Origin of the sequence: Corynebacterium sp. c3Ub_189 (assembly GCF_039907195.1) — a bacterium.
Lineage (GTDB): Bacteria > Actinomycetota > Actinomycetes > Mycobacteriales > Mycobacteriaceae > Corynebacterium.
Window position 1 is genome coordinate 71,592 of the sequence record NZ_JASBOF010000001.1, and the last position, 18,839, is coordinate 90,430.

The window sequence follows — 18,839 nt, forward strand, 5'->3', positions numbered from 1 at the left end:
CAATTCTCCCTACAGCGGCCGCTGGGCCATGAGGTCTTGGTAAAAATCTATGACCTCAGCCGGCCTACCATCCGCGGCGATGCGGTGGTTATCGATGCAGATGACTCGATCAAAATCGCGCAGAAAGTCCAGATCGTGCGTCACCACAATTAGTTGCTGTTCCAATCGCGCGAATTCTCTTTTGATTCGATCGCGGTTGCGCAGATCCAGCAGGGTAGTGGGCTCATCAGCGATGATGAGAATCGGGTCGATGACCATGACCGCTGCCAGCGCGAGGAGCTGCTTTTGTCCGCCGGAGAGCGTATGCGGCGAGCGCTCAGCAAAGTCGGCGAGTCCGAAGCGCTCGAGAGCAGCATGCACGCGGGCGAGACGCTCATGTTTGGGCAGCTTAAAGCGGCGGAGCGAAAAGGCGACGTCATCGCGCACATTGGGCATGACAATCTGGTTTTCGGCATCCGAAAAGACGAACCCCACCTTTTCGCGTACCTTTTTGCCTTGCTTGGCGACGTCCATCTGGTCCACCGTCACCGTACCTTCACTAGGCTCGCCCAACCCATTAATGAGCCGGGTCAAGGTGGATTTCCCGCCACCATTCTGGCCGATAATGCCTATGCGCTGTTCGGTGAGGGTGAGGTTGATGTCCTCAAGCACCACGGTGTCATCAAAAGCCACCGAGACCGAGGAAAATTCGATCGTGGGCACTAGGCGGCCTTTCGTCCCATCAGATCGGGGAAGGCCGCGTGAACACCGAGAGCGATGATGACGGCAACGACAAGCTTTCCGGCATCGACAGGGATGAAGGGCAATTGGGCGGCGAAGGCTGGACCAATGTCCAAGCCAGAGCGGATCATGAGACCAAAGGCGCCGCAGATGTATTGGACCGCAAGGCCTGCAATGGCAGCAATGGCAAATATGACCGCCATGCCGCCCTTGTTCTTAGGGGAGCGGTAGGCAATTGCGCCTGCAACTGCTGGCGAGAGAACATAGCCGATGATGTAGCCTGCGGTCGGGCCTGCCAGCGCGCGCAGCGTGGTACCGCCACCTGCCAGAACTGGGAGGGCGAGCCCCAGGAACAAGAAGAGTAGTCCCACGTAACCGCCGCGCTTGCTGCCCAAAATTAGGCCGGCGAGGATCAGCGCTGCGTTTTGCAGCACAATGGGCACGCCGGCTGAACCGACGGGGATGGATACGAAGGCAAGGACAATGACGAGAGCGGTAAACACGGCAACATAGGCAATGGTGGTTGCCAGAGAGTTCTTTTTCATGCTCAAGAGGTTAGCACTGCATGAAAACTGCAGACAATTGAGGGTTTTGAACGGTGTTCACCCGGGGCTGATAATTGCGAGCCAGAGCTATTGCGGCGGGCTCCCAATCGAGGCTTCTTAGCCCGCTGGCGCCTGTGTTTAAGCGCTGAGTAGGATGGCGCGCATGCGATTGACCGAGTATTACCAGCTCATTAAGGACGAATTTGGCGAGTCTAAGGGAAAGTGGATTAGCCACTCCCATGTCTTGCCAGACCTCGGGGCAACGCCTGATGAGCTTATCGAACGCGGCGTCGATCCGCGTCGCGTCTGGCTGAGCCTGTGCGATGACTTTGATGTACCGAAGGAGCGCAGGTTGGGGGTCGATTACCCTACTTTATAGCGGCGTCGAATTTGACGGACTGGCGTGTTCACTTTCAAAATTCGAACAGATGTATGTAAGATGGCGGAAGTGTCGATGCAGTCGTCTACAGTGGGATGGCGTTGACGGAGGGAACCGTTTGAGTTCCACGGCAGTCTAATAATGCGTTAGTACATCGTCGTTAAAGATAAGGATGAAAGTTAATGGCAACCAAAAAGAAGTCTTCTTCTGCCGCCTCTAAGGGAGATGACCGCCAAAAGGCCCTCGATGCCGCAATGGCCATGATTGAGAAGGATTACGGCAAAGGCGCTGTGATGCGCCTGGGTGATGACAACCGCCCACCGATTAAGGCCATTTCTTCCGGTAATACCGCAATCGATGTCGCTCTGGGTATTGGTGGTTTCCCGCGCGGGCGCATCGTAGAGATTTATGGCCCGGAGTCTTCTGGTAAGACCACTGTTGCGCTGCACGCTATTGCATCTGCGCAAAAGGATGGCGGCATTGCCGCGTTTATTGACGCCGAGCACGCTCTCGACCCGCAGTATGCTCGCCTGCTTGGCGTGGATACCGATAACCTCTTGGTTTCCCAGCCAGATACCGGCGAACAGGCCTTGGAGATTGCCGATATGCTGGTGCGCTCCGGCGCAATCGACATCATCGTCGTTGACTCCGTAGCTGCCCTTACCCCGAAGGCGGAAATTGAAGGTGAGATGGGAGATAGTCACGTCGGCCTTCAGGCCCGCCTGATGTCGCAGGCGCTGCGCAAGATGACCGGTGCCCTGTACAACTCCGGGACCACCGCTATCTTCATTAACCAGCTGCGCGAAAAGATTGGCGTGATGTTCGGCTCGCCTGAGACCACCACCGGTGGTAAGGCTCTCAAGTTCTACTCTTCCGTGCGCTGCGATATCCGCCGCATCCAGACCTTAAAAGATGGCCAAGATGCCATCGGTAACCGCACCAAGCTCAAGGTAGTAAAGAACAAGGTCTCGCCACCATTTAAGATTGCCGAGTTCGACATCATGTATGGCGAAGGCATCTCTCGCGAGTCCTCCATTATTGACCTTGGCGTCGAAAACGGCTTCATCCGCAAGTCCGGCTCTTGGTTTACCTACGAAGGCGACCAGTTGGGCCAGGGTAAGGAGAAAGCGCGTAATTTCCTGAAGGATAACCCGGATCTGGCCAATGAAATCGAGCAGAAGATTTTCCAGAAGCTCGGTATCGGCGAGGCCGCGGCCGAAGGTGAAGAGGGTGCCGCGATGGACGTTCCTGGAGCCGATGATCCATTGACCGACGAGTCCGTTGATCTCGTTCCAAACGTCGATTTTGATGACGACTAAAACGTCTAACCCGTCCCCACACACTCCGCGTACCATTTGAATCTGCATCATGAATCAACCCGCCCCCGAAAAGCTCGTCCAACTTCGTCAGGCCCTCGAGGCCTATGAGAATGGAGCGGCAGGGGGCGGGCTATTTGATCGAGAGGCAGAAGAAGCTAAGGCCAAGGTCCGCTTTCGGGCGCTGGGTCTTTTGGATCAGCGTTCTAGGTCCCGGAAAGAGCTCTATGACCGTCTAGTAAAGGCCGAGTTTGAGCCAGATGTCGTGGAGGAAGTGTTAGATGATTTAGCCCACGCGGGCCTGGTGAACGACGCCGCTTTTGCACACGAGTGGGTGCGCCAGCGCCATAAGCGGCGCGGCAAGTCCAGTTCGGTTCTCAACAGGGAATTGCGGGAAAAGGGCGTGAGTGAGGCTGACCGTGCTGAGGCTCTCGAGCAAATCGACCCTGCCGATGAACAAGCTATGGCACAGGCCCTTGCGGAAAAGAAGGCCCGCTCCATTAAGTTCGTACCGGAGGATCGCAAGGAGCGCGACAAGGCTCTACGCCGCATCGTGGGAGTGCTGGCACGCCGTGGCTTCAATGAAGGGATGTCGCTGCAGATTGCAATCGCGGCGCTTGACGCGCGGTGCGCGGAGCTGCGCGCAGAGGACTGATACGGCCAAGGCAGGGCAGCACCGGAATGGCCAAGTCCGGCAGTTATGAGATGCCTAGCTTCATGGCTAAACTATGCCGACGTGGAGCAGACAATCGCAGATAACCGTACTTATGAAGTCCGAACTTTCGGCTGCCAGATGAATGTGCACGATTCGGAGCGCATCTCTGGTCTCTTGGAGGAGGCCGGCTACGCGGCCGCCGGCGAAGGCGTGGAGCCAGATCTCATCGTCTTCAATACCTGCGCCGTGCGCGAAAATGCCGATAAGCGGCTCTACGGCACCTTGGGTGCCTTGAAGAAGACCAAGGAAAATCATCCCGGCATGCAAATTGCCGTGGGCGGTTGCCTGGCGCAGAAAGACAAGGACACCGTCCTAGATAATGCCCCGTGGGTTGATGCTGTCTTTGGCACTCACAATATGGCGGCCCTGCCGACGCTGCTGGAGCGCGCCCGTCACAACGATGAAGCCCAGGTGGAAATCGTTGATTCCCTCGAGGCTTTTCCGTCGGTCTTGCCAGCCAAGCGTGAGTCTGCCTATGCCGGCTGGGTTTCTGTTTCCGTAGGTTGCAATAACACCTGCACGTTCTGCATTGTTCCTTCCCTGCGCGGCAAGGAAGAGGACCGCCGGCCCGGCGATATCTTGGCCGAAGTCAAAGCCCTAGTAGATCAGGGCGTATCCGAGGTCACCCTGCTGGGGCAAAACGTCAATGCCTATGGCGTCAATTTCGCCGATCCCGACATGCCACGCGACCGTTTCGCTTTTTCGAAGCTGCTGCGCGAGGTGGGCAAGATCGAAGGCCTTGAGCGCCTGCGCTTTACTTCCCCGCACCCAGCGGAGTTTACTTCCGACGTCATCGATGCCATGGCCGAGACCCCGGCCGTGTGCCCGCAGTTGCATATGCCGCTGCAGTCTGGCTCCGACAAGGTCCTTAAGGACATGCGTCGTTCCTACCGCACCAAGAAGTTCCTGCGGATTTTGGACGAGGTACGGGACAAGATTCCGCACGCCGCAATCACGACCGATATCATCGTGGGCTTCCCGGGCGAGACCGAGGAAGACTTCCAAGACACCATGGAATTGGTGCGCCGCGCTCGCTTTGCCTCGGCCTTTACCTTCCAGTATTCGCCGCGCCCGGGAACCCCGGCTGCGGAAATGGAGGATCAGATTCCCAAGGAGGTCGTCCAGGATCGTTTCGAACGTCTCGTTGCCCTGCAAGATAGCATTCAGGCAGAGGAAAACAAGAAGCTCATCGGCACGGATGTGGAGCTTTTGGTGCAGGCCGAAGGTGGCCGCAAGAACGATGAAACCCACCGCATGACCGGCCGTGCGCGCGATGGCCGCCTGGTGCACTTTACCCCGGTTGATTCGGATGGCACGGATATTTCGGCGGAGATTCGCCCTGGCGATGTGGTGCATACCCAGGTCACCGGTGCGGGCTCCTTCTTCTTGCTTGCCGACGCCGCCGTGACCTCCCACACCCGTACCAAGGCCGGGGACATGTCTGCTGCCGGCGAAACGCCTACCACCGCACCCATCGGCGTCGGTCTGGGATTGCCGTCGATTGGCAAGCCCGCAGCGGCCGAATCTGGCGATTCCTGCGGTTGCTAGCAGGGGAGTAGGCTAGGGAGCCATGACTGAGGAACATTCGACCACCGCAGCCCATAATGCAGCTAACGCTGAGCGTAGAGCAGCACAAACAATGGACCTCGGCGGTCACAAGGTGACGCTGAGTATTGCAGTGGTGGTCTATATCCTCTACCTGATTTTGCCCTACGCCGGTCCGGCCCATGGTTGGGAGGCATTGACCTTCGGCACCACGTCAAGTGGCGTCAGGATTTCCATCATGGAAACCGTCTCCGCGTGGCTCGCGCTCATTGGGTTGGGCGTTCTTACTCCGGTGACGCTGTTTACCCGCCGCGCTACGCCGGGACTCATCGCGTGGATGTTGGTGACGGTGTCCTTCTTCGCTAACCTATGGGGCTTCTGGTTCCGTGGCTCTACTTCCGACGGGGCGTCGTTGGGAATGTGGGTAGGAATGCTGGCTACCTTCCTAGCATTTCTGGCCTATAGCATGGTGGCGCTGCGCCGCAGCCCAGAGCAGAAGGCTGCCGAAGCCCGCGTGCGCGCCACCGCCGGACAGCTCGATGAGGTGGGCGAATTCCAATCCAAAATTGACGCGGCACCGAGTCAGGAACCCCTTGTGGACAATCGCCGCAAGCAAGCCGCCGAACGCCACCGCGCCCAGCGCGGCGAGCAGTAGGCCTATCACCGCCACTAGTCCCGCAGCCGCAACTCCCACGCGGAAGAGCGGGAGAGTTCTCGGGCACCCAGGCTGCGGTAAATGGCATTCATGGCCGCGTCCTTGGCGGCAACGGAACAATAGCAGCGCCGTACCCGTGGCCAATAGCCTGCCACCTCATGCAGCGCTGTGAGCTTCGCTAGCTGCGCAAGTCCACGGCGGCGGTGCGGGCGATCGGTCACAGTCAGAGTCCACTCGCATACTTCAGGATTCGCGTCCTCGTGCCGGGCCATTTCGGTTAGTGCGAGAATGCTCCCGTCCTCGGCGGTGAGTGCGACAAGAAGTGTGTGCCCGCGACGAGAGCGCAGCCGGCTGTGCGCTTCGCGCAATCGAGCACGCGTCCACACGATGGGCTCCACCGTCAGATTCCCGGTCTCCGCGTCCTTGGACGCTAGGCTAAGCAGCCGCATGACCTCGTCGAGGTAGTCCTCAGGGATGTCGTAATCCGGCCAGACTCGGGCCGTGATTCCCGCTGGGAGCAGTGCTGCGACCGGGCTTTCGGGGATGTCCATCACCAGCTGGTGCTCCGCATGCCTTTGCGTAAATCCCAACTCGCGGTAGATGCTGCCCATAGCGTCGTAGTCTGGATCCGCGCCCGGCGGGTTCAATAATCCCACGTGCGCTACGGTGCGGCCGAGCTGCCGGGCCAGCTCCAGCGCCTTCGTACCCATCCACTCGGCAACCTTGCGCCCTTCCTCATCGAGCTGCTCGCCGGGCAGAGGCAGGTCGCACAGCACGCATTCAATTTCAGCGGCCTCGCGCTCCTCCAAAAGCGGCAGGCTAATGTGGATGAACCCAAGGTAATCCAGCTCCGGGCTCGGCTCCACCGAGGGGATGAGCGGCAGGCCAAGATCAGAAACCTCACCAAGGGTGGAGTCGCCGTCCACTACGGCAAAGAGATAGGTCTGTGATTCGCTAGAACCCTGCAGACGCTGGACCACACGGCCCGGCGACGTCGATGCCGCGGCATCGCCGCTGGCTTCTTGGGCCGCCAAGTTGGCCCAAAAGACGAAGCTGCGAATACAGTCCGCAGGTTCGCTGGGCCGGGCGTGAGCGGTAGGCGAGTGCGCCGGCCGCGGTGGCCGCGCAATGTGGACGAGGTGCACTACTTGTCATTGACGGCGTTAGCGGCGGCGTCGGCAAAAGCCTGCCACTGTTCAGCCTGCGCACGCAGATCAGCGGCCTTTTTCGCATTGCCCTTGGCCTCAGCTGCCTCGGCTTGGGAGTTAAACTCATCGACCTTGGCCTGGAACTGTGCCACGCGTGCTTGCGCCTCTGGGTCGGTGCGGCGCCACTCGGACTTTTCTGCCTCGGTGACGCGCTGCTCCAGCGCCTCAATCTTGGACTCGTACTCGCGCACCTGCTTGCGGGGAACGAAGCCAATTTCTTCCCACTTTTCCTGCAGCTCGCGCAGCTTGGCCTTCGCACCCTCGATGCCCTTGGACGGGTCGATCTGCTCGTCGTATTCCGCGATCAAGGCGTCCTTGGCCTTGGCATTTTCTGCAAACTCGCGGTCGCGCTCGTCATTGACGGCATTGCGGGCATTGAAGAACTTGTCCTGGGCGGCGCGGAAGCGGGCCCAGAGCTTATCGTCCACGTCGCGCGGGGCGCGGCCGGCAGCCTTCCACTCAGTCATCAAATCGCGGTAGGCGCGGGCGGTGGGTCCCCACTCGGTGGAATCCTGGATAGCCTCGGCGCGCTCGACCAGTTCTTCCTTCTTCTTGCGGGCAACCGCACGGGCGCGGTCCAGCTCGGCAAAGTGGGAGCCGCGACGGCGGTTGAAGGAGTCGCGGGCGCGGGAGTAGCGCTTCCACAGGGCATCATCGGTCTTGCGATCAATGCCCTTAATCTGCTTCCACTCTTCTAAGATGGCGCGGATGCGGTCACCGGCGGCCTTCCATTCGGTGGAATTTTCTGCGATGTCTTCTGCTTCCGCCGCCAGCTTCTCCTTGGCAGCAATAGCTTCCTCGCGGCGGCGTTCCTTATCGGCCTGCGCCTGCTCACCGGCTTCTACCGAGTGCTCAATGACGGCAACAAGGCGGCGGTCAAGTGCTGCGATATCACCGATGACCGCAGCGGTAGGCAGGGTGTCGCGCAATTGCGCTGCGGTCTTCTTGATGCCAGCGGCCTCGCTGGGGTTGGCGCGCAGGCGAGCCTCGAGCAATTCAATTTCGGTGGAGCGATCGTCGTAGCGCGCACCGTAGTGCTGTAGGCCCTCCTCTGGGGTACCGGCCTGCCATTCGCCAATCTTGCGTTCGCCCTCCGGAGCGGAGACGAAGACGGAACCATCCGCGTCGACGCGGCCCCATTTAGCCGGGTCGTTCTTGCTTGGTGCCTGCACGGGAACAGGCTTTGCGGTGGGACGAGGGCCCTTCTTGGGCATGGAACCTGGGGTAGGGATGGGAGACATGACAAGCCCTCCTATGCATAGATCGCCGCGCGTCACGGCTGCCGAATAAAATCACTGGATACATTACCGCGAATATCCCGCGCGTGCCCAGATTCTATTTAATTACCTCCACTTGGGTAGATAGTATGGAGGAATAATGTTCAATCTCATGGTAATGCCTGCGTCACCGGCGCTGGCCGTGGAGCTTTCCGCCAATGACGCTGCTTCCCGCGCCCTGCTTGCCGCTGCCCGTACGCTCGCAGTGGAGGCTGCAGCCGCTGGAATAGTGGAAGTAGATATCGTCGGCAGCCAGGATAAGCGCTGGTATACCGCCCATTCCGGAAGCTTACGGGCCTGGGGTGCGGCCACTGACCTGGGCGGCGGCAACTTCCTTCCGGAGATCATGGCTCGGTACGTGCTGCACAGCGTGCCGCAGCTTCACGCCCGCGCTAGCCGGGAGCACATTGGCCAGCCGGATCCGGCGGCGCTCACCATCGTCGTGGCAGATGGCAGCGCGGGCCTGACCGAGCGCGCCCCCTTGGCGCTCGTTCCCGGTGCCCAGGAAGCGCACGAGTGGTGCGAGGAGGTGCTCATGGGGGCGTCGGCAAGCAAGGCAGGCGAATGGCTGTCCCAGCGCGGTGTGGTAGAGCCCGCGCTGTGGGAGGAGTTAGCAGGACTACAACCAAAGAAGGCGCAATTGCTGGCCACCGACGCCACCCTGGGGGTTGGCCGCTACGTTGCAGGGTGGGAGGTCTAATGCGCCCGATTGCAGTGTTTGGACCCACCGCCTCCGGCAAATCTGCGCTGGGGTTGGCGCTGGCGCAGAAGCTGGGCGGCGAGGTGGTCAACGTCGATTCCATGCAGCTCTACCGCGGTATGGACATTGGCACCGCCAAGCTCACCCCGGCCGAGCGCGAGGGAATCCCGCACCACCAGCTCGATGTGTGGGACGTGACCGAGACCGCTTCTGTGGCGCGCTACCAGCGCGATGCCATCGCGGACGTGGAAGGCATCATGGCCCGCGGCAAGACGCCAATCCTAGTCGGCGGTTCCATGCTTTATGCCCAAGCGCTTGTCGACGACTGGCAGTTTCCACCCACCGACCCCGCCGTCCGCGCCAAGTATGAGGCCCGGCGCGTAGAAATCGGTACCGATGCCCTGCATGAGGAGCTGGCGCAGGTGGATCCGGCCGCGGCCGCCATCATTGAAGATAAGGACCCACGGCGCACCGTGCGTGCCTTGGAGGTCATCGAACTGACCGGTAAACCTTATAAGGCTAGTCAACCGCCGAAGGACGCCCCGCCGCGGTGGGGCACCCGTTTGCTCGGCCTGCGCACCACCGCAGACTGGCTTAATCCGCGCATCGAGCTGCGCACGCGCCTGATGTTTGAGCGCGGGCTCATCGAGGAAGTCGAGTGCCTCCAAGCCCAAGGCTTGGTTGCCGATTCCACGGCCGGGCGCGCCATTGGCTATGCGCAGGTATTCCAAGCCCAGCGTGGCGAACTTACGTGGGATGAGGCCGTCGAGCGCACTATTACCGGGACACGGCGCTACGTGCGCCGCCAACGCTCGTGGTTCAACCGCGATAAGCGCATCATGTGGTTGGATGCCGCGGGCGATACGACCGCCCAGGCGCTGCGCGCGCTAGGGTAGGGAGCATGAAATTTGCCAAGGGTCATGGAACTGAGAACGACTTCGTCATCGTCGAAGACCACGCGGCCACCACGCCGCTTGCCCCCGAGCGCGTAGCGGCGCTGTGCGATCGCCGCGCCGGTATCGGCGGCGACGGATTGCTGCGCGTCGTGCGCGCCGAGGCCTTGCTCGCGGCCGGGGAAATCGAGTCGCTGCCCGAGGGCATCGCGCCCACTGACTGGTTCATGGATTATCGCAACGCTGACGGTTCCGTGGCCGAAATGTGCGGAAACGGCACCCGCGTTTTCGCCCACTGGCTGCGCTCGCGCGGCCTCGTGGAAGAAGGCGAGTTCACCATCGGTACCCGCGCCGGCGCCAAGCGCGTGACGGTGCACTCGTGCGATGAGCACGCGGCAGAGGTGACCGTGGAGATGGGACCGGCCGACGTAACGGGTGTATCCACCGCGTCTATGGCCGGGGAGAGCTACGCCGGTCTAGGCGTTGACATGGGCAACCCCCACCTCGCGGCCGTGGTGCCGGGGCTGGACGCCGAGGGCCTTGCAGCCAAGACATTCGAGCAGCCCATCATTGATGATTCTTTCTTCCCCGCCGGCGTGAATGTTGAGGTCGTGACCCCGCTGCGTGATGGCCACGTGCACATGCGCGTCTTTGAGCGCGGGGTAGGAGAGACCCGCTCCTGCGGCACGGGCACCGTGGCGGCCGCGACCGCTGCGCTTGCCGACGCCGCCGTTGACCACACCACCACCCCTCACGGTACCGTGCACGTACACGTCCCCGGCGGGGAAGTGACAGTGGACATCTACGAGGGCGGTTCGCGCCTGACCGGCCCGTCCGCGATCGTCGCCACCGGCGAGACCTCCCTTTAGACCGCGTCGGGCCCGACGCGCGCGGTGCGCGGTACACGGTGAGTGCTTAGGCGCTGCGTCCTTCGCCTTCCTCTTCCTCGAATGCTTGCTCTTCGAGGGCTTGGCGGCGCAGGGCGCGATTTTTTACTTCGTTCTTTTCATACTTCGGCCCGAGCGCAAAAGCGGCGCGGCGGGCCGATAGCCATGTTTCCTTGAGCTCGCGAGCCCGTCCATCGGTCACCTTGAGCAAGGACTCCAGCTCGTTGGTGCTGACCTCTTCCGAGTTGACGCGTAGGTTCAGCCGGCGCAGGAACCGTCGGGAGCCCGAAATCTCATAGTGGAAGGCTTCGATGGTGGGGTCGGAGCAATCCAGATCTAAAAGCGCCGGCCGGTAAAGCGTGCGGTCCGCGATCTTTTCGGCCGCCTCGGAGGACCGGAAGTCTTCGTATTCGGCCAAGACGTCCTGAATATCTTCGGCAGAGAGCCGAATAGAGCTGCGCAGCGCCGCCTGCTCCGAGGCATCCGGCCGTGCGTGGAGCATGAGCAGTGCTGCCGCGATGAGTAGTGCCGCGATGAAAACCCCGGGGAGTTTTAGGGTTGCCACAACCGCCACTGATCCGACCAGGATCAGCGCGAGAACCAATACACGCCGGTTCCTCGCATTTTCCGGGAAAGGCATCCACACAGCTATTCCACCAAGCCTTTGCGTCAGTTCTTAGTGGCCGCCGCAGCCACAGCCTCCGGAACCACAACCGCAGCCAGCGCCGTCGCCGCAGCCACCGCTGGGCATTTCAATAGAAGCCGTCAGCAGGGCGGTGCCGGCCACGATAGAGTCCTTGGCGGGCAGCTCATCTCTGCCTGCAGGCAGGCAGAGATCGAAGGGGAAGAGGCCATCCATGACGAGGTGGGCGAATTTCTCGCCGGTGAGCTCATTGGTACGCCACTCGGATTCCATGACGCGCGCCGCAAAGGTAGCAGCCGGGGTAGGAACCTCCGCGCCAGACCCGGAGGAAATTACCTTCGCCCCCGCGGACTCAAAGAGCGCCGGGAATTCGCCCTCGGCCGCCTCATAGGCATCGGCAGACTCGTAGGTGCGGACATCAAGGCCCATGGCGGTGAGGGAGATTTGCTGCCACTGTTGCAAGGGTTCGTCGGCAAGCAAAGGCCCCTGCGCCAAGTTTGCGGTGGCCTGGGCGATGGTGGTGCCGAAAGGATCGATAATCTCCAGCAGGGCGAGGACATCGTTGACCATCTCCACGTGGGCGAACCCCTGCGTAACGGCATTGAAGCCAATGAAAGTAGCAAAAGGTTCCACCGCGAGGATATTGAGCTGCGCGCCCGATGGATCGGTGAACTGAATCAGCTGACCACCGCGTACCTCGCCGGTAACGGCCAAGCGATCGCTAGCGATAGCGGCCTCGACGGCATCCTGCCATCGTTCGAAATTGAGGCCAATCGCCTGCATCTCGGTATTCTGCTTCACCCCAGTGTCCTTAACGTTCATGCCCGCCATTGTATCGCCTTGCGCAGCCAGCTAAGAATCCGCAATTCCCGCTTTCGGCCGCAACATGCCAAAATGAAAGGTAGTATGACCGAATTTTCCCAGCACAATAACGACGATCTCCTCGCCCGTGCGTTCCGCGATAACGAGGCCCCTACCGCACCACAGGCGACGCCCACCACCGGTGACCTTGACCTGGCAGAGCGCAACGCCTTCCGCCGCGTTACCCGTGAGACCACCATCCGCGCCGAAGACACCACCGATGGCTATGAGGTGGAGTATCGAAAGCTGCGCCTCGAGCGCGTCATCCTGGTTGGCGTGTGGACCGAAGGCACCGTGGCCGAAGTCGAAGCCACCATGGACGAGCTCGCGGCGCTGACCGAGACCGCCGGCGCCGAAGTAGTGGAGATGATCTACCAAAAGCGCGATAAGCCGGATTCCGGCACCTTCATCGGCTCCGGCAAGGTCAAGGAATTGCGCGACATCGTCGAGGCCACCGGCGCCGATACCGTGGTATGCGATGGCGAGCTCAATCCTGGCCAGCTCACCGCTCTCGAGCGCGCGCTTAACACCAAGGTCATTGACCGCACGATGCTCATCCTTGACATCTTTGCCCAGCACGCCAAGTCCAAAGAGGGCAAGGCGCAGGTCTCCTTGGCACAGCTGGAATACCTCTACACCCATACCCGTGGTTGGGGCGGCAACCTTTCGCGCCAGGCGGGCGGCCGCGCCGGCTCCAACGGTGGCGTTGGCCTGCGCGGTCCCGGTGAGACCAAGATTGAGACGGACCGCCGCCGCATCCGCACGGAGATGGCCCGGCTGCGCAAGGAGCTGCGCGCTATGAAGACCGCCCGTGAGGTCAAGCGTTCCAAGCGTCAGCGCTCGACTATCGCGCAAATAGCCATTGCCGGCTACACCAACGCCGGAAAGTCCTCGCTCATCAACGCCATGACCGGCGCCGGCGTGCTGGTGGAGGACGCACTCTTTGCCACGTTGGACCCCACCACTCGCCGTGCCACGCTTGCCGACGGCCGCCAGGTCGTCTTCACCGATACCGTCGGCTTTGTCCGACACCTGCCCACGCAGCTGGTCGAAGCCTTCAAATCCACCCTGGAAGAGGTGCTGGCCGCCGATATCATGTTGCACGTGGTCGATGGCTCTGACCCATTCCCGCTCAAGCAGATTGAGGCCGTCAACCAGGTCATCTATGACATTGTCGCGGAAACTGGGGAGCAGGCCCCGCCCGAGATCATCGTGATCAATAAGATCGACCAGGCCGACCCGCTAGTGCTCGCCGAGCTGCGTCACGTACTCGACCACGAGGACGTCGTCTGCGTATCCGCGCGCACGGGCGAGGGAATCGACGAGCTTACCGCGCGCGTGGAGCTTTTCCTCAACTCCCGCGATAGCCACGTCAAGCTGCAGGTTCCCTTCACCCGCGGCGATGTGGTGGCCCGCGTACACGCCGAGGGCACGGTGCGCCACGAGGAGTACACGGCCGATGGCACGCTTGTCGACGTCCGCCTTCCCGCACCCACCGCCCGCGAACTTGCCGAATTCATCGTGGAGGAAGTTTCCTAAAACCAGCCTGGGTGATCCATAATTAAGGCTCGTGAGCTTAAAAGGTTGGACCGTCCACGGAGACGGTAAAAGGATTGCACCGGGCGCGGTCGTAGCGCCGGAAGAACGACTCAGCTGGGGCCGAACCATCGGCATCGGAATGCAGCACGTGGTGGCCATGTTCGGCGCTACGCTGTTGGTTCCTACCCTGACCGGATTCCCCGTCAATACGACGCTGCTCTTTTCCGGCCTCGGCACCATTTTGTTCCTGCTTATCACGCGCAACCGGTTGCCGTCCTACCTCGGCTCCTCGTTCGCGTTCATCGCGCCGCTTTCGGCGTCGCAGCAGTACGGAATCGCCGCGCAGGCGGGCTCCATTTTGGTCACCGGCCTCGTCTTGGCTGCGGTGGGTGTGGCAGTCAAAATCGCCGGCCGCCGCGTGCTTGATGCCGTCATGCCGCCGGCCGTCACCGGTGCAATCGTGGCCCTCATCGGCCTGAACCTAGCGCCGAATGCGGCCGAGAACTTCGCCTCCCAACCGCTCGTGGCCGCGGTGACGCTGCTCGTCATCCTGCTGACCACCGTCGCCGGCCGCGGTATGGTCTCGCGCCTGTCCATCCTGCTCGGCGTGGTCGTCGGCTGGGTCTTCGCTGCGCTGACCGGCAACCTCGGCGATGACGCCGTCGCGGCCATCGATGCCGCCCCGTGGGTAGGCCTGCCGGAATTCCACGCGCCTTCTTTCAACGTCTCCGCCATTGCCGTGGCGCTTCCCGTGCTGGTGGTACTCATCGCGGAAAACGTCGGCCACGTCAAGGCCGTCTCCGAGATGACCAAGCGCGATATCGATGACCTGGCCGGTGACGCGCTGATCGCCGATGGCCTTGCGTCCACCCTTGCTGGCGGCTTCGGCGGCTCCGGTACCACGACCTACGCCGAGAATATCGGCGTGATGGCCGCAACCCGTGTATATTCCACCGCCGCCTACTGGGTGGCGGCCTTTACCGCCATCCTTTTGGCCTTCGTGCCGAAGTTTGGTGCGCTGATTTTCACCATCCCGACCGGCGTTCTGGGCGGCGCCTGTATCGTGCTGTATGGACTCATCGGCATGCTGGGTGTGCGCATCTGGATGGATAATAAGGTTAATTTCAATAACCCGGTCAACCTGACTGCGGCCGCGGTGGCGCTTATCGCGGGCATCGGCAACCTGACCCTCACCGTGGGTGGGGTTTCCCTCGAGGGCATTGCGTGGGGCTCCGTAGGCATCATCGTGGCCTATCCGATTATGAAAAAGCTTTACGATTCCGTCGGCGAGGGGCACGGCGCCAAGTACTAATTTTCCACCTGTGGATAACTGCCCGTCGCGCGCCCGCGGCGGGCAGCGTTGTTGACGGAGCAACGCGGGTTATCCACAGCGCGCCGGTATGCGGCTCGCTTAGGCGTGCGGGGTCTATTTAACTTAGCAGCATGACCGCATTGGATGCATATCTAAACGCAGTGAACGCCGGCATGGACATTGTCGCCGCCGTTCAAGGGCTTAGCGATCGCGAGCTCATCGCGCGGGGTGCCTCTGACATAGCCGCGCGCGACCTGCTGCGTCTATGCGATACCTACTTCGGCCGGTGCGGCTTTGCTGCCAAACAGCGAGCGGCGCGGCAGACTAGGCATTCCCTTGACGTGCTATTGCTGATTGAAAAATACGCCTTGCGCTTGCCGACGCAGCGCGACGCCTGGACCCTACGCACCGAGCTGTGTGCCTTTCGCGGCAGCGCCACCGCCTTGGAAAAGCGTGCCCGCGCTTTGGTACGCGAACTGCGACCTCGCCGCGCGCCCGAAAAGGGAGTGCGCCTTACCCGCCGCTCCGGCGGTCCGTGGTCACTGACTATTACCGGGGATTCAGCCGATGTGGCGGATATGCACGCTGCATTGGATGCCAATAAGCCCCTGGAATCTGCCAAAGACCTCTTCTTTGGCAAGGCGAATGCGACGCGGGCGACGGTGACGACTCAGGTGGTTCTCACCCTCGACGAGCTCGACCGCGTAGTAGACGGAGGCGGCGAGGAAATCACCCTCCAACTCACCAACGGCGCTCGAATCACCGGAGCGGAGCTTGTCGCGCGGACACTGAGCGACCACGGCTATGTCACGCTCGTCCATCCCCACGAGGGGCCGGTCAACCTCTACCGGACCTCGCGCGTGGCTAACGACAAGCAGCGGCTCATGGCGGCTGCGGTCAACCCGGTATGCCCGTGGGAGAGCTGTAACTATCCCGCCGACAAGTGCCAGATTCACCACCTCAAAGCCTGGAAGCATGGCGGCGAGACCAACGCTGCGAACCTTGCAACATGCTGTCCCTATCACAACGGCGTCAATGACGATGACCCCAACGCCCCGCCGCGCCGTGGCCGGCTAGCCCGCGTGCGCGGGCAGGTGACGTGGGTGCCACCGTGGGGATAGGTGGCGTCGGCAAGCGAAAAGCTCCCCACCGCAAGGGTGGGGAGCCTAGAGCCGAACCGTTTTAGGGCTTAGGAAGCGTCCAGGTCCTTCTCGATGAGAGCAGCAATCTTTTCCACTGCTTCTTCGTTTTCGGAGGTAACGGTAACCTCATCGCCCTGTTCTGCGCCAAGAGCCATGATCATCAGGGAAGAGGCCGCATCGGTCTCATCCTCATCATCATCGCCGACCAGGTTGAGGAAGATATCCTCATCGAACTCGCCGGCAGCGTCCGCGATAATAGATGCAGGACGTGCGTGCAGGCCTACAGAGGAGCCAACCTTTACAGTCTTGGAAGCCATGGAAAATATCCTTTCTTACGGGGATTTTTACAATCCAGTGTACGAGTGTTTGGTTTATACTGCCACGTTCTGGGCGGCTTCTTCGACGGCCTTATTAGGCCAGAACTGCTTCATCGCCAGCACCGCCGCAGTGGAGACAACCACGCCGGCCGCGATGGCCACGAGGTAGCCCCAGAACGGGTCGATGGCGAAGAAGACGAACACGCCGCCGTGCGGGGCACGGGAACCGACCGACAGGGCCATCGAAATCGCGCCCGTCACCGCGCCGCCGGCCATCATCGAAGGGATGACGCGGAACGGATCGGCCGCCGCAAACGGGATGGCACCCTCCGAGACGAAGGACAGACCCAGCAGCCAGGCGGACTTGCCGTTCTCCTGCTCGGCCGGTGTAAACAGCGACTTGCGGATAAACGTAGCCAGCGACAGCGCAATTGGTGCGACCATGCCGGACGCCATGACGGCGGCCATGATCTGCATGGAGGATTCGTCGCCGGTAGACAGTCCGGCCGTGGCGAAGAGGTAGGCCGCCTTATTAACTGGGCCGCCCAAGTCGAAGCACATCATCAGGCCGAGAATGATACCCAGCAATACAGCCGAAGAACCGGACATGGACGATAGCCAATTTTGCAGGCCTTCCATGAGGTTTGCCAGCGGTATGCCGAGTGCCAGGTACATGGCGAGACCGACAACCAACGATGTCAGCAGCGGAATAATGACAACCGGCATGAGCGAGCCTAGCCAACGCGGTACCTTCCAGTTGCCAATCCACATCGCGATGAAGCCTGCCAGCAGGCCAGTAACTAGGCCGCCGATGAATCCAGCGCCCAAGGTAACTGCGATCGCTCCGCCTGCGAAGCCCGGAGCAATGCCCGGACGGCCAGCCAGCGCAAAGGCGATGTAGCCCGACAGCGCAGCGACGATGAAGCCCATTGCCGCTTGGCCTACGGCGAAGAGAACAGCGCCGAGATAGAGCAAGAACCCGGAGCGCTCGAAGTGCATGAGTTCGCCGTCAACGGTCACGTCATGGCCGGGGAGGTTGCCGAGCGAAAACTCCGTCGATAGTGTCTGCCAACCATTTGCCATATCGGCGCCACCGAAAAGGAAGCCGAGGGCGAGCAGCAGACCACCGGCCGCAACGAACGGGACCATATAAGACACGCCGGTCATAATGGCTTGCTGGATGCGCTTGCCCCAACCAAGAGACTTGTCTTCTTCTTCCGCATCGGCGCGGGTAGCAGTGCCGGAGACCTTGTGCGCGTGGGGGTTGTGCGCGGCTGCGATCGCCTCGTCGAGCATCGTGCCAGGTTCATTGATGGCGCGTTTGACTCCAGACTCGATAACCGGCTTGCCGGCGAAGCGTTCGCGGTCGCGCACGCCGACGTCCGTGGCGAAGATGACCGCATCGGCCGCGTCGATCGTGGATTGGGAGACAGACTCATTATTAGACGAGCCCTGCGTCTCAACAGTCAGAGATACGTCATCACGCTCGGCCGCGGTTTGGGTGAGGGCGTCGGCCGCCATGTAGGTGTGGGCGATGCCGGTGGGGCAGGCAGTGATGGCCACGATGCGGGTGACATCGGCCGAAGGTTCTGCGTTGGTAGGGGGTGCGGCCGAGGGCGCGGCGGCGGAGGGGCCGGCGGCACCGGCATCGGTACCGGTTGCGGCAGTGCCGGCAGCAGCGCCTTGGGCGGCCGGTTCCTCGGCTGGCTTCTTCTTCGGCTTTTCGGCATTGACTACGTCCAGTACAAGCCGAACGATTTCTTCCTTGGTGGGCGCGTTGCGCAGAGACTCGAGAAAGTCCTTGCGCACTAGAGCGCGGGCCAACTTGGACAAAATCTTCAAGTGGGCTTTGCCGCCGCCGGCCGGAGCAGCGATGAGGAAGACCAGCTGGGCGTCACCGTCAGGGCCGGAGAAATCCACGCCACGGCTCAGGCGGGCGAATGCGAGGGTGGGTTCGGTCACTGCCTCGGAGCGGCAGTGCGGAATGGCGACTCCGCCAGGGACGCCGGTACCGGCCTTGGCCTCGCGGTCGATGGCGGGCTGGGCCAAGCCGGCGATGTCGGTGGCTCGGCCGGTGTCATGGACTAGCGTGGCCAGGTTGGTAATAACGGAGTCAACGCTGTCGCCGAAGTCGGCGTCGAGCGCGACTAGGTCGGTAGTGATGAGGTCGGAAGCCATGATTAGG

The 18,839-nt window shown here is 61.6% G+C and carries 19 protein-coding genes; 11 read left to right on the top strand and 8 right to left on the bottom strand.

What is annotated here, in order from left to right; translation table 11 throughout:
* Positions 1-9 precede the first annotated feature (9 nt).
* A complete protein-coding gene (locus QKD99_RS00355) occupies positions 10-702 on the bottom strand; it encodes an ABC transporter ATP-binding protein (protein WP_284814107.1) in 693 nt (230 codons plus the stop codon).
* The gene (locus tag QKD99_RS00360) at positions 702-1,265 is read right to left on the bottom strand and encodes a biotin transporter BioY (RefSeq protein WP_284814108.1); all 564 of its coding nucleotides are present in this window, start codon (positions 1,263-1,265) and stop codon (positions 702-704) included. The genes QKD99_RS00355 and QKD99_RS00360 overlap by 1 nt, the downstream gene beginning before the upstream one ends.
* A gap of 163 nt (positions 1,266-1,428) precedes the next feature.
* Between QKD99_RS00360 and QKD99_RS00365 the strand changes: the two genes are divergently transcribed.
* From QKD99_RS00365 to QKD99_RS00385, 5 genes are all read left to right on the top strand, one after another.
* On the top strand, positions 1,429-1,644 hold the full coding sequence (locus QKD99_RS00365; RefSeq protein ID WP_239277525.1) for a DUF3046 domain-containing protein: 216 nt from the start codon (positions 1,429-1,431) through the stop codon (positions 1,642-1,644).
* 182 nt (positions 1,645-1,826) lie between these two features.
* Positions 1,827-2,963: a recombinase RecA gene (gene recA / locus QKD99_RS00370; RefSeq protein ID WP_005328639.1), complete on the top strand. Its 1,137-nt coding sequence runs from the start codon at positions 1,827-1,829 to the stop codon at positions 2,961-2,963.
* Positions 2,964-3,012: 49 nt separating this feature from the next.
* Positions 3,013-3,615 (top strand): recombination regulator RecX, encoded by a 603-nt coding sequence (gene recX / locus QKD99_RS00375; RefSeq protein ID WP_347950413.1) that lies wholly within the window; start codon positions 3,013-3,015, stop codon positions 3,613-3,615.
* A 45-nt stretch (positions 3,616-3,660) separates the two neighbouring features.
* A complete protein-coding gene (miaB, locus tag QKD99_RS00380) occupies positions 3,661-5,223 on the top strand; it encodes a tRNA (N6-isopentenyl adenosine(37)-C2)-methylthiotransferase MiaB (RefSeq protein WP_198493206.1) in 1,563 nt (520 codons plus the stop codon).
* A 22-nt stretch (positions 5,224-5,245) separates the two neighbouring features.
* Positions 5,246-5,875: a hypothetical protein gene (locus tag QKD99_RS00385; RefSeq protein ID WP_284814114.1), complete on the top strand. Its 630-nt coding sequence runs from the start codon at positions 5,246-5,248 to the stop codon at positions 5,873-5,875.
* Positions 5,876-5,889: 14 nt separating this feature from the next.
* On the opposite strand, the gene QKD99_RS00390 is transcribed toward QKD99_RS00385, so the two are convergent.
* Entirely contained in the window at positions 5,890-7,020 is a 1,131-nt protein-coding gene (locus tag QKD99_RS00390; RefSeq protein ID WP_284814115.1) for a GNAT family acetyltransferase, read from the bottom strand.
* Positions 7,020-8,324: a DUF349 domain-containing protein gene (locus QKD99_RS00395; protein WP_347950414.1), complete on the bottom strand. Its 1,305-nt coding sequence runs from the start codon at positions 8,322-8,324 to the stop codon at positions 7,020-7,022. The genes QKD99_RS00390 and QKD99_RS00395 overlap by 1 nt, the downstream gene beginning before the upstream one ends.
* Before the next feature lie 136 nt (positions 8,325-8,460).
* Here QKD99_RS00395 and QKD99_RS00400 point away from each other — a divergent pair, with 136 nt between their 5' ends.
* Genes QKD99_RS00400 through dapF form a run of 3 tightly spaced genes read left to right on the top strand, consistent with a single transcriptional unit; the run spans position 8,461 to position 10,822 of the window.
* Positions 8,461-9,060 (top strand): hypothetical protein, encoded by a 600-nt coding sequence (locus QKD99_RS00400; RefSeq protein WP_198493203.1) that lies wholly within the window; start codon positions 8,461-8,463, stop codon positions 9,058-9,060.
* A complete protein-coding gene (miaA, locus tag QKD99_RS00405; RefSeq protein WP_347950415.1) occupies positions 9,060-9,956 on the top strand; it encodes a tRNA (adenosine(37)-N6)-dimethylallyltransferase MiaA in 897 nt (298 codons plus the stop codon). The genes QKD99_RS00400 and miaA overlap by 1 nt, the downstream gene beginning before the upstream one ends.
* Positions 9,957-9,961: 5 nt before the next feature.
* On the top strand, positions 9,962-10,822 hold the full coding sequence (dapF, locus tag QKD99_RS00410; RefSeq protein ID WP_347950416.1) for a diaminopimelate epimerase: 861 nt from the start codon (positions 9,962-9,964) through the stop codon (positions 10,820-10,822).
* A gap of 46 nt (positions 10,823-10,868) precedes the next feature.
* Here dapF and QKD99_RS00415 read toward each other — a convergent pair whose 3' ends face one another.
* Complete coding sequence (locus tag QKD99_RS00415) at positions 10,869-11,405, bottom strand: hypothetical protein (RefSeq protein WP_232619531.1); 537 nt, start codon at positions 11,403-11,405, stop codon at positions 10,869-10,871.
* A gap of 111 nt (positions 11,406-11,516) precedes the next feature.
* Positions 11,517-12,314, bottom strand: a complete 798-nt coding sequence (locus QKD99_RS00420; RefSeq protein WP_347950417.1) for a hypothetical protein — start codon at positions 12,312-12,314, stop codon at positions 11,517-11,519.
* Positions 12,315-12,389: 75 nt separating this feature from the next.
* Between QKD99_RS00420 and hflX the strand changes: the two genes are divergently transcribed.
* The 3 genes from hflX to QKD99_RS00435 all read left to right on the top strand — a co-directional run bounded on the left by hflX (position 12,390) and on the right by QKD99_RS00435 (position 16,316).
* Positions 12,390-13,883: a GTPase HflX gene (gene hflX, locus QKD99_RS00425; RefSeq protein WP_347950418.1), complete on the top strand. Its 1,494-nt coding sequence runs from the start codon at positions 12,390-12,392 to the stop codon at positions 13,881-13,883.
* 31 nt (positions 13,884-13,914) lie between these two features.
* Positions 13,915-15,195 carry a solute carrier family 23 protein gene (locus tag QKD99_RS00430; protein ID WP_347950419.1) on the top strand — a complete coding sequence of 427 codons (1,281 nt, stop codon included), beginning with the start codon at positions 13,915-13,917 and terminating at the stop codon, positions 15,193-15,195.
* Positions 15,196-15,326: 131 nt separating this feature from the next.
* Complete coding sequence (locus QKD99_RS00435; protein WP_284765893.1) at positions 15,327-16,316, top strand: HNH endonuclease signature motif containing protein; 990 nt, start codon at positions 15,327-15,329, stop codon at positions 16,314-16,316.
* A 68-nt stretch (positions 16,317-16,384) separates the two neighbouring features.
* Here QKD99_RS00435 and QKD99_RS00440 read toward each other — a convergent pair whose 3' ends face one another.
* Both QKD99_RS00440 and QKD99_RS00445 read right to left on the bottom strand, forming a co-directional pair.
* Positions 16,385-16,654, bottom strand: a complete 270-nt coding sequence (locus QKD99_RS00440) for an HPr family phosphocarrier protein (protein ID WP_005325102.1) — start codon at positions 16,652-16,654, stop codon at positions 16,385-16,387.
* Between the two features lie 54 nt (positions 16,655-16,708).
* Positions 16,709-18,832, bottom strand: a complete 2,124-nt coding sequence (locus QKD99_RS00445) for a fructose-specific PTS transporter subunit EIIC (protein WP_347950420.1) — start codon at positions 18,830-18,832, stop codon at positions 16,709-16,711.
* Positions 18,833-18,839 lie beyond the last annotated feature (7 nt).

Excerpts from the sequence above, each read along its gene's own strand:
- QKD99_RS00360 (WP_284814108.1), bottom strand. The coding sequence starts at position 1,265 with ATGAAAAAGAACTCTCTGGCAACCACCATTGCCTATGTTGCCGTGTTT.
- QKD99_RS00365 (WP_239277525.1), top strand. The coding sequence starts at position 1,429 with ATGCGATTGACCGAGTATTACCAGCTCATTAAGGACGAATTTGGCGAG.
- recA (WP_005328639.1), top strand. The coding sequence starts at position 1,827 with ATGGCAACCAAAAAGAAGTCTTCTTCTGCCGCCTCTAAGGGAGATGAC.
- recX (WP_347950413.1), top strand. The coding sequence starts at position 3,013 with ATGAATCAACCCGCCCCCGAAAAGCTCGTCCAACTTCGTCAGGCCCTC.
- miaB (WP_198493206.1), top strand. The coding sequence starts at position 3,661 with ATGAGATGCCTAGCTTCATGGCTAAACTATGCCGACGTGGAGCAGACA.
- QKD99_RS00385 (WP_284814114.1), top strand. The coding sequence starts at position 5,246 with ATGACTGAGGAACATTCGACCACCGCAGCCCATAATGCAGCTAACGCT.
- QKD99_RS00395 (WP_347950414.1), bottom strand. The coding sequence starts at position 8,324 with ATGTCTCCCATCCCTACCCCAGGTTCCATGCCCAAGAAGGGCCCTCGT.
- QKD99_RS00400 (WP_198493203.1), top strand. The coding sequence starts at position 8,461 with ATGTTCAATCTCATGGTAATGCCTGCGTCACCGGCGCTGGCCGTGGAG.
- miaA (WP_347950415.1), top strand. The coding sequence starts at position 9,060 with ATGCGCCCGATTGCAGTGTTTGGACCCACCGCCTCCGGCAAATCTGCG.
- dapF (WP_347950416.1), top strand. The coding sequence starts at position 9,962 with ATGAAATTTGCCAAGGGTCATGGAACTGAGAACGACTTCGTCATCGTC.
- QKD99_RS00420 (WP_347950417.1), bottom strand. The coding sequence starts at position 12,314 with ATGGCGGGCATGAACGTTAAGGACACTGGGGTGAAGCAGAATACCGAG.
- hflX (WP_347950418.1), top strand. The coding sequence starts at position 12,390 with ATGACCGAATTTTCCCAGCACAATAACGACGATCTCCTCGCCCGTGCG.
- QKD99_RS00435 (WP_284765893.1), top strand. The coding sequence starts at position 15,327 with ATGACCGCATTGGATGCATATCTAAACGCAGTGAACGCCGGCATGGAC.
- QKD99_RS00440 (WP_005325102.1), bottom strand. The coding sequence starts at position 16,654 with ATGGCTTCCAAGACTGTAAAGGTTGGCTCCTCTGTAGGCCTGCACGCA.
- QKD99_RS00445 (WP_347950420.1), bottom strand. The coding sequence starts at position 18,832 with ATGGCTTCCGACCTCATCACTACCGACCTAGTCGCGCTCGACGCCGAC.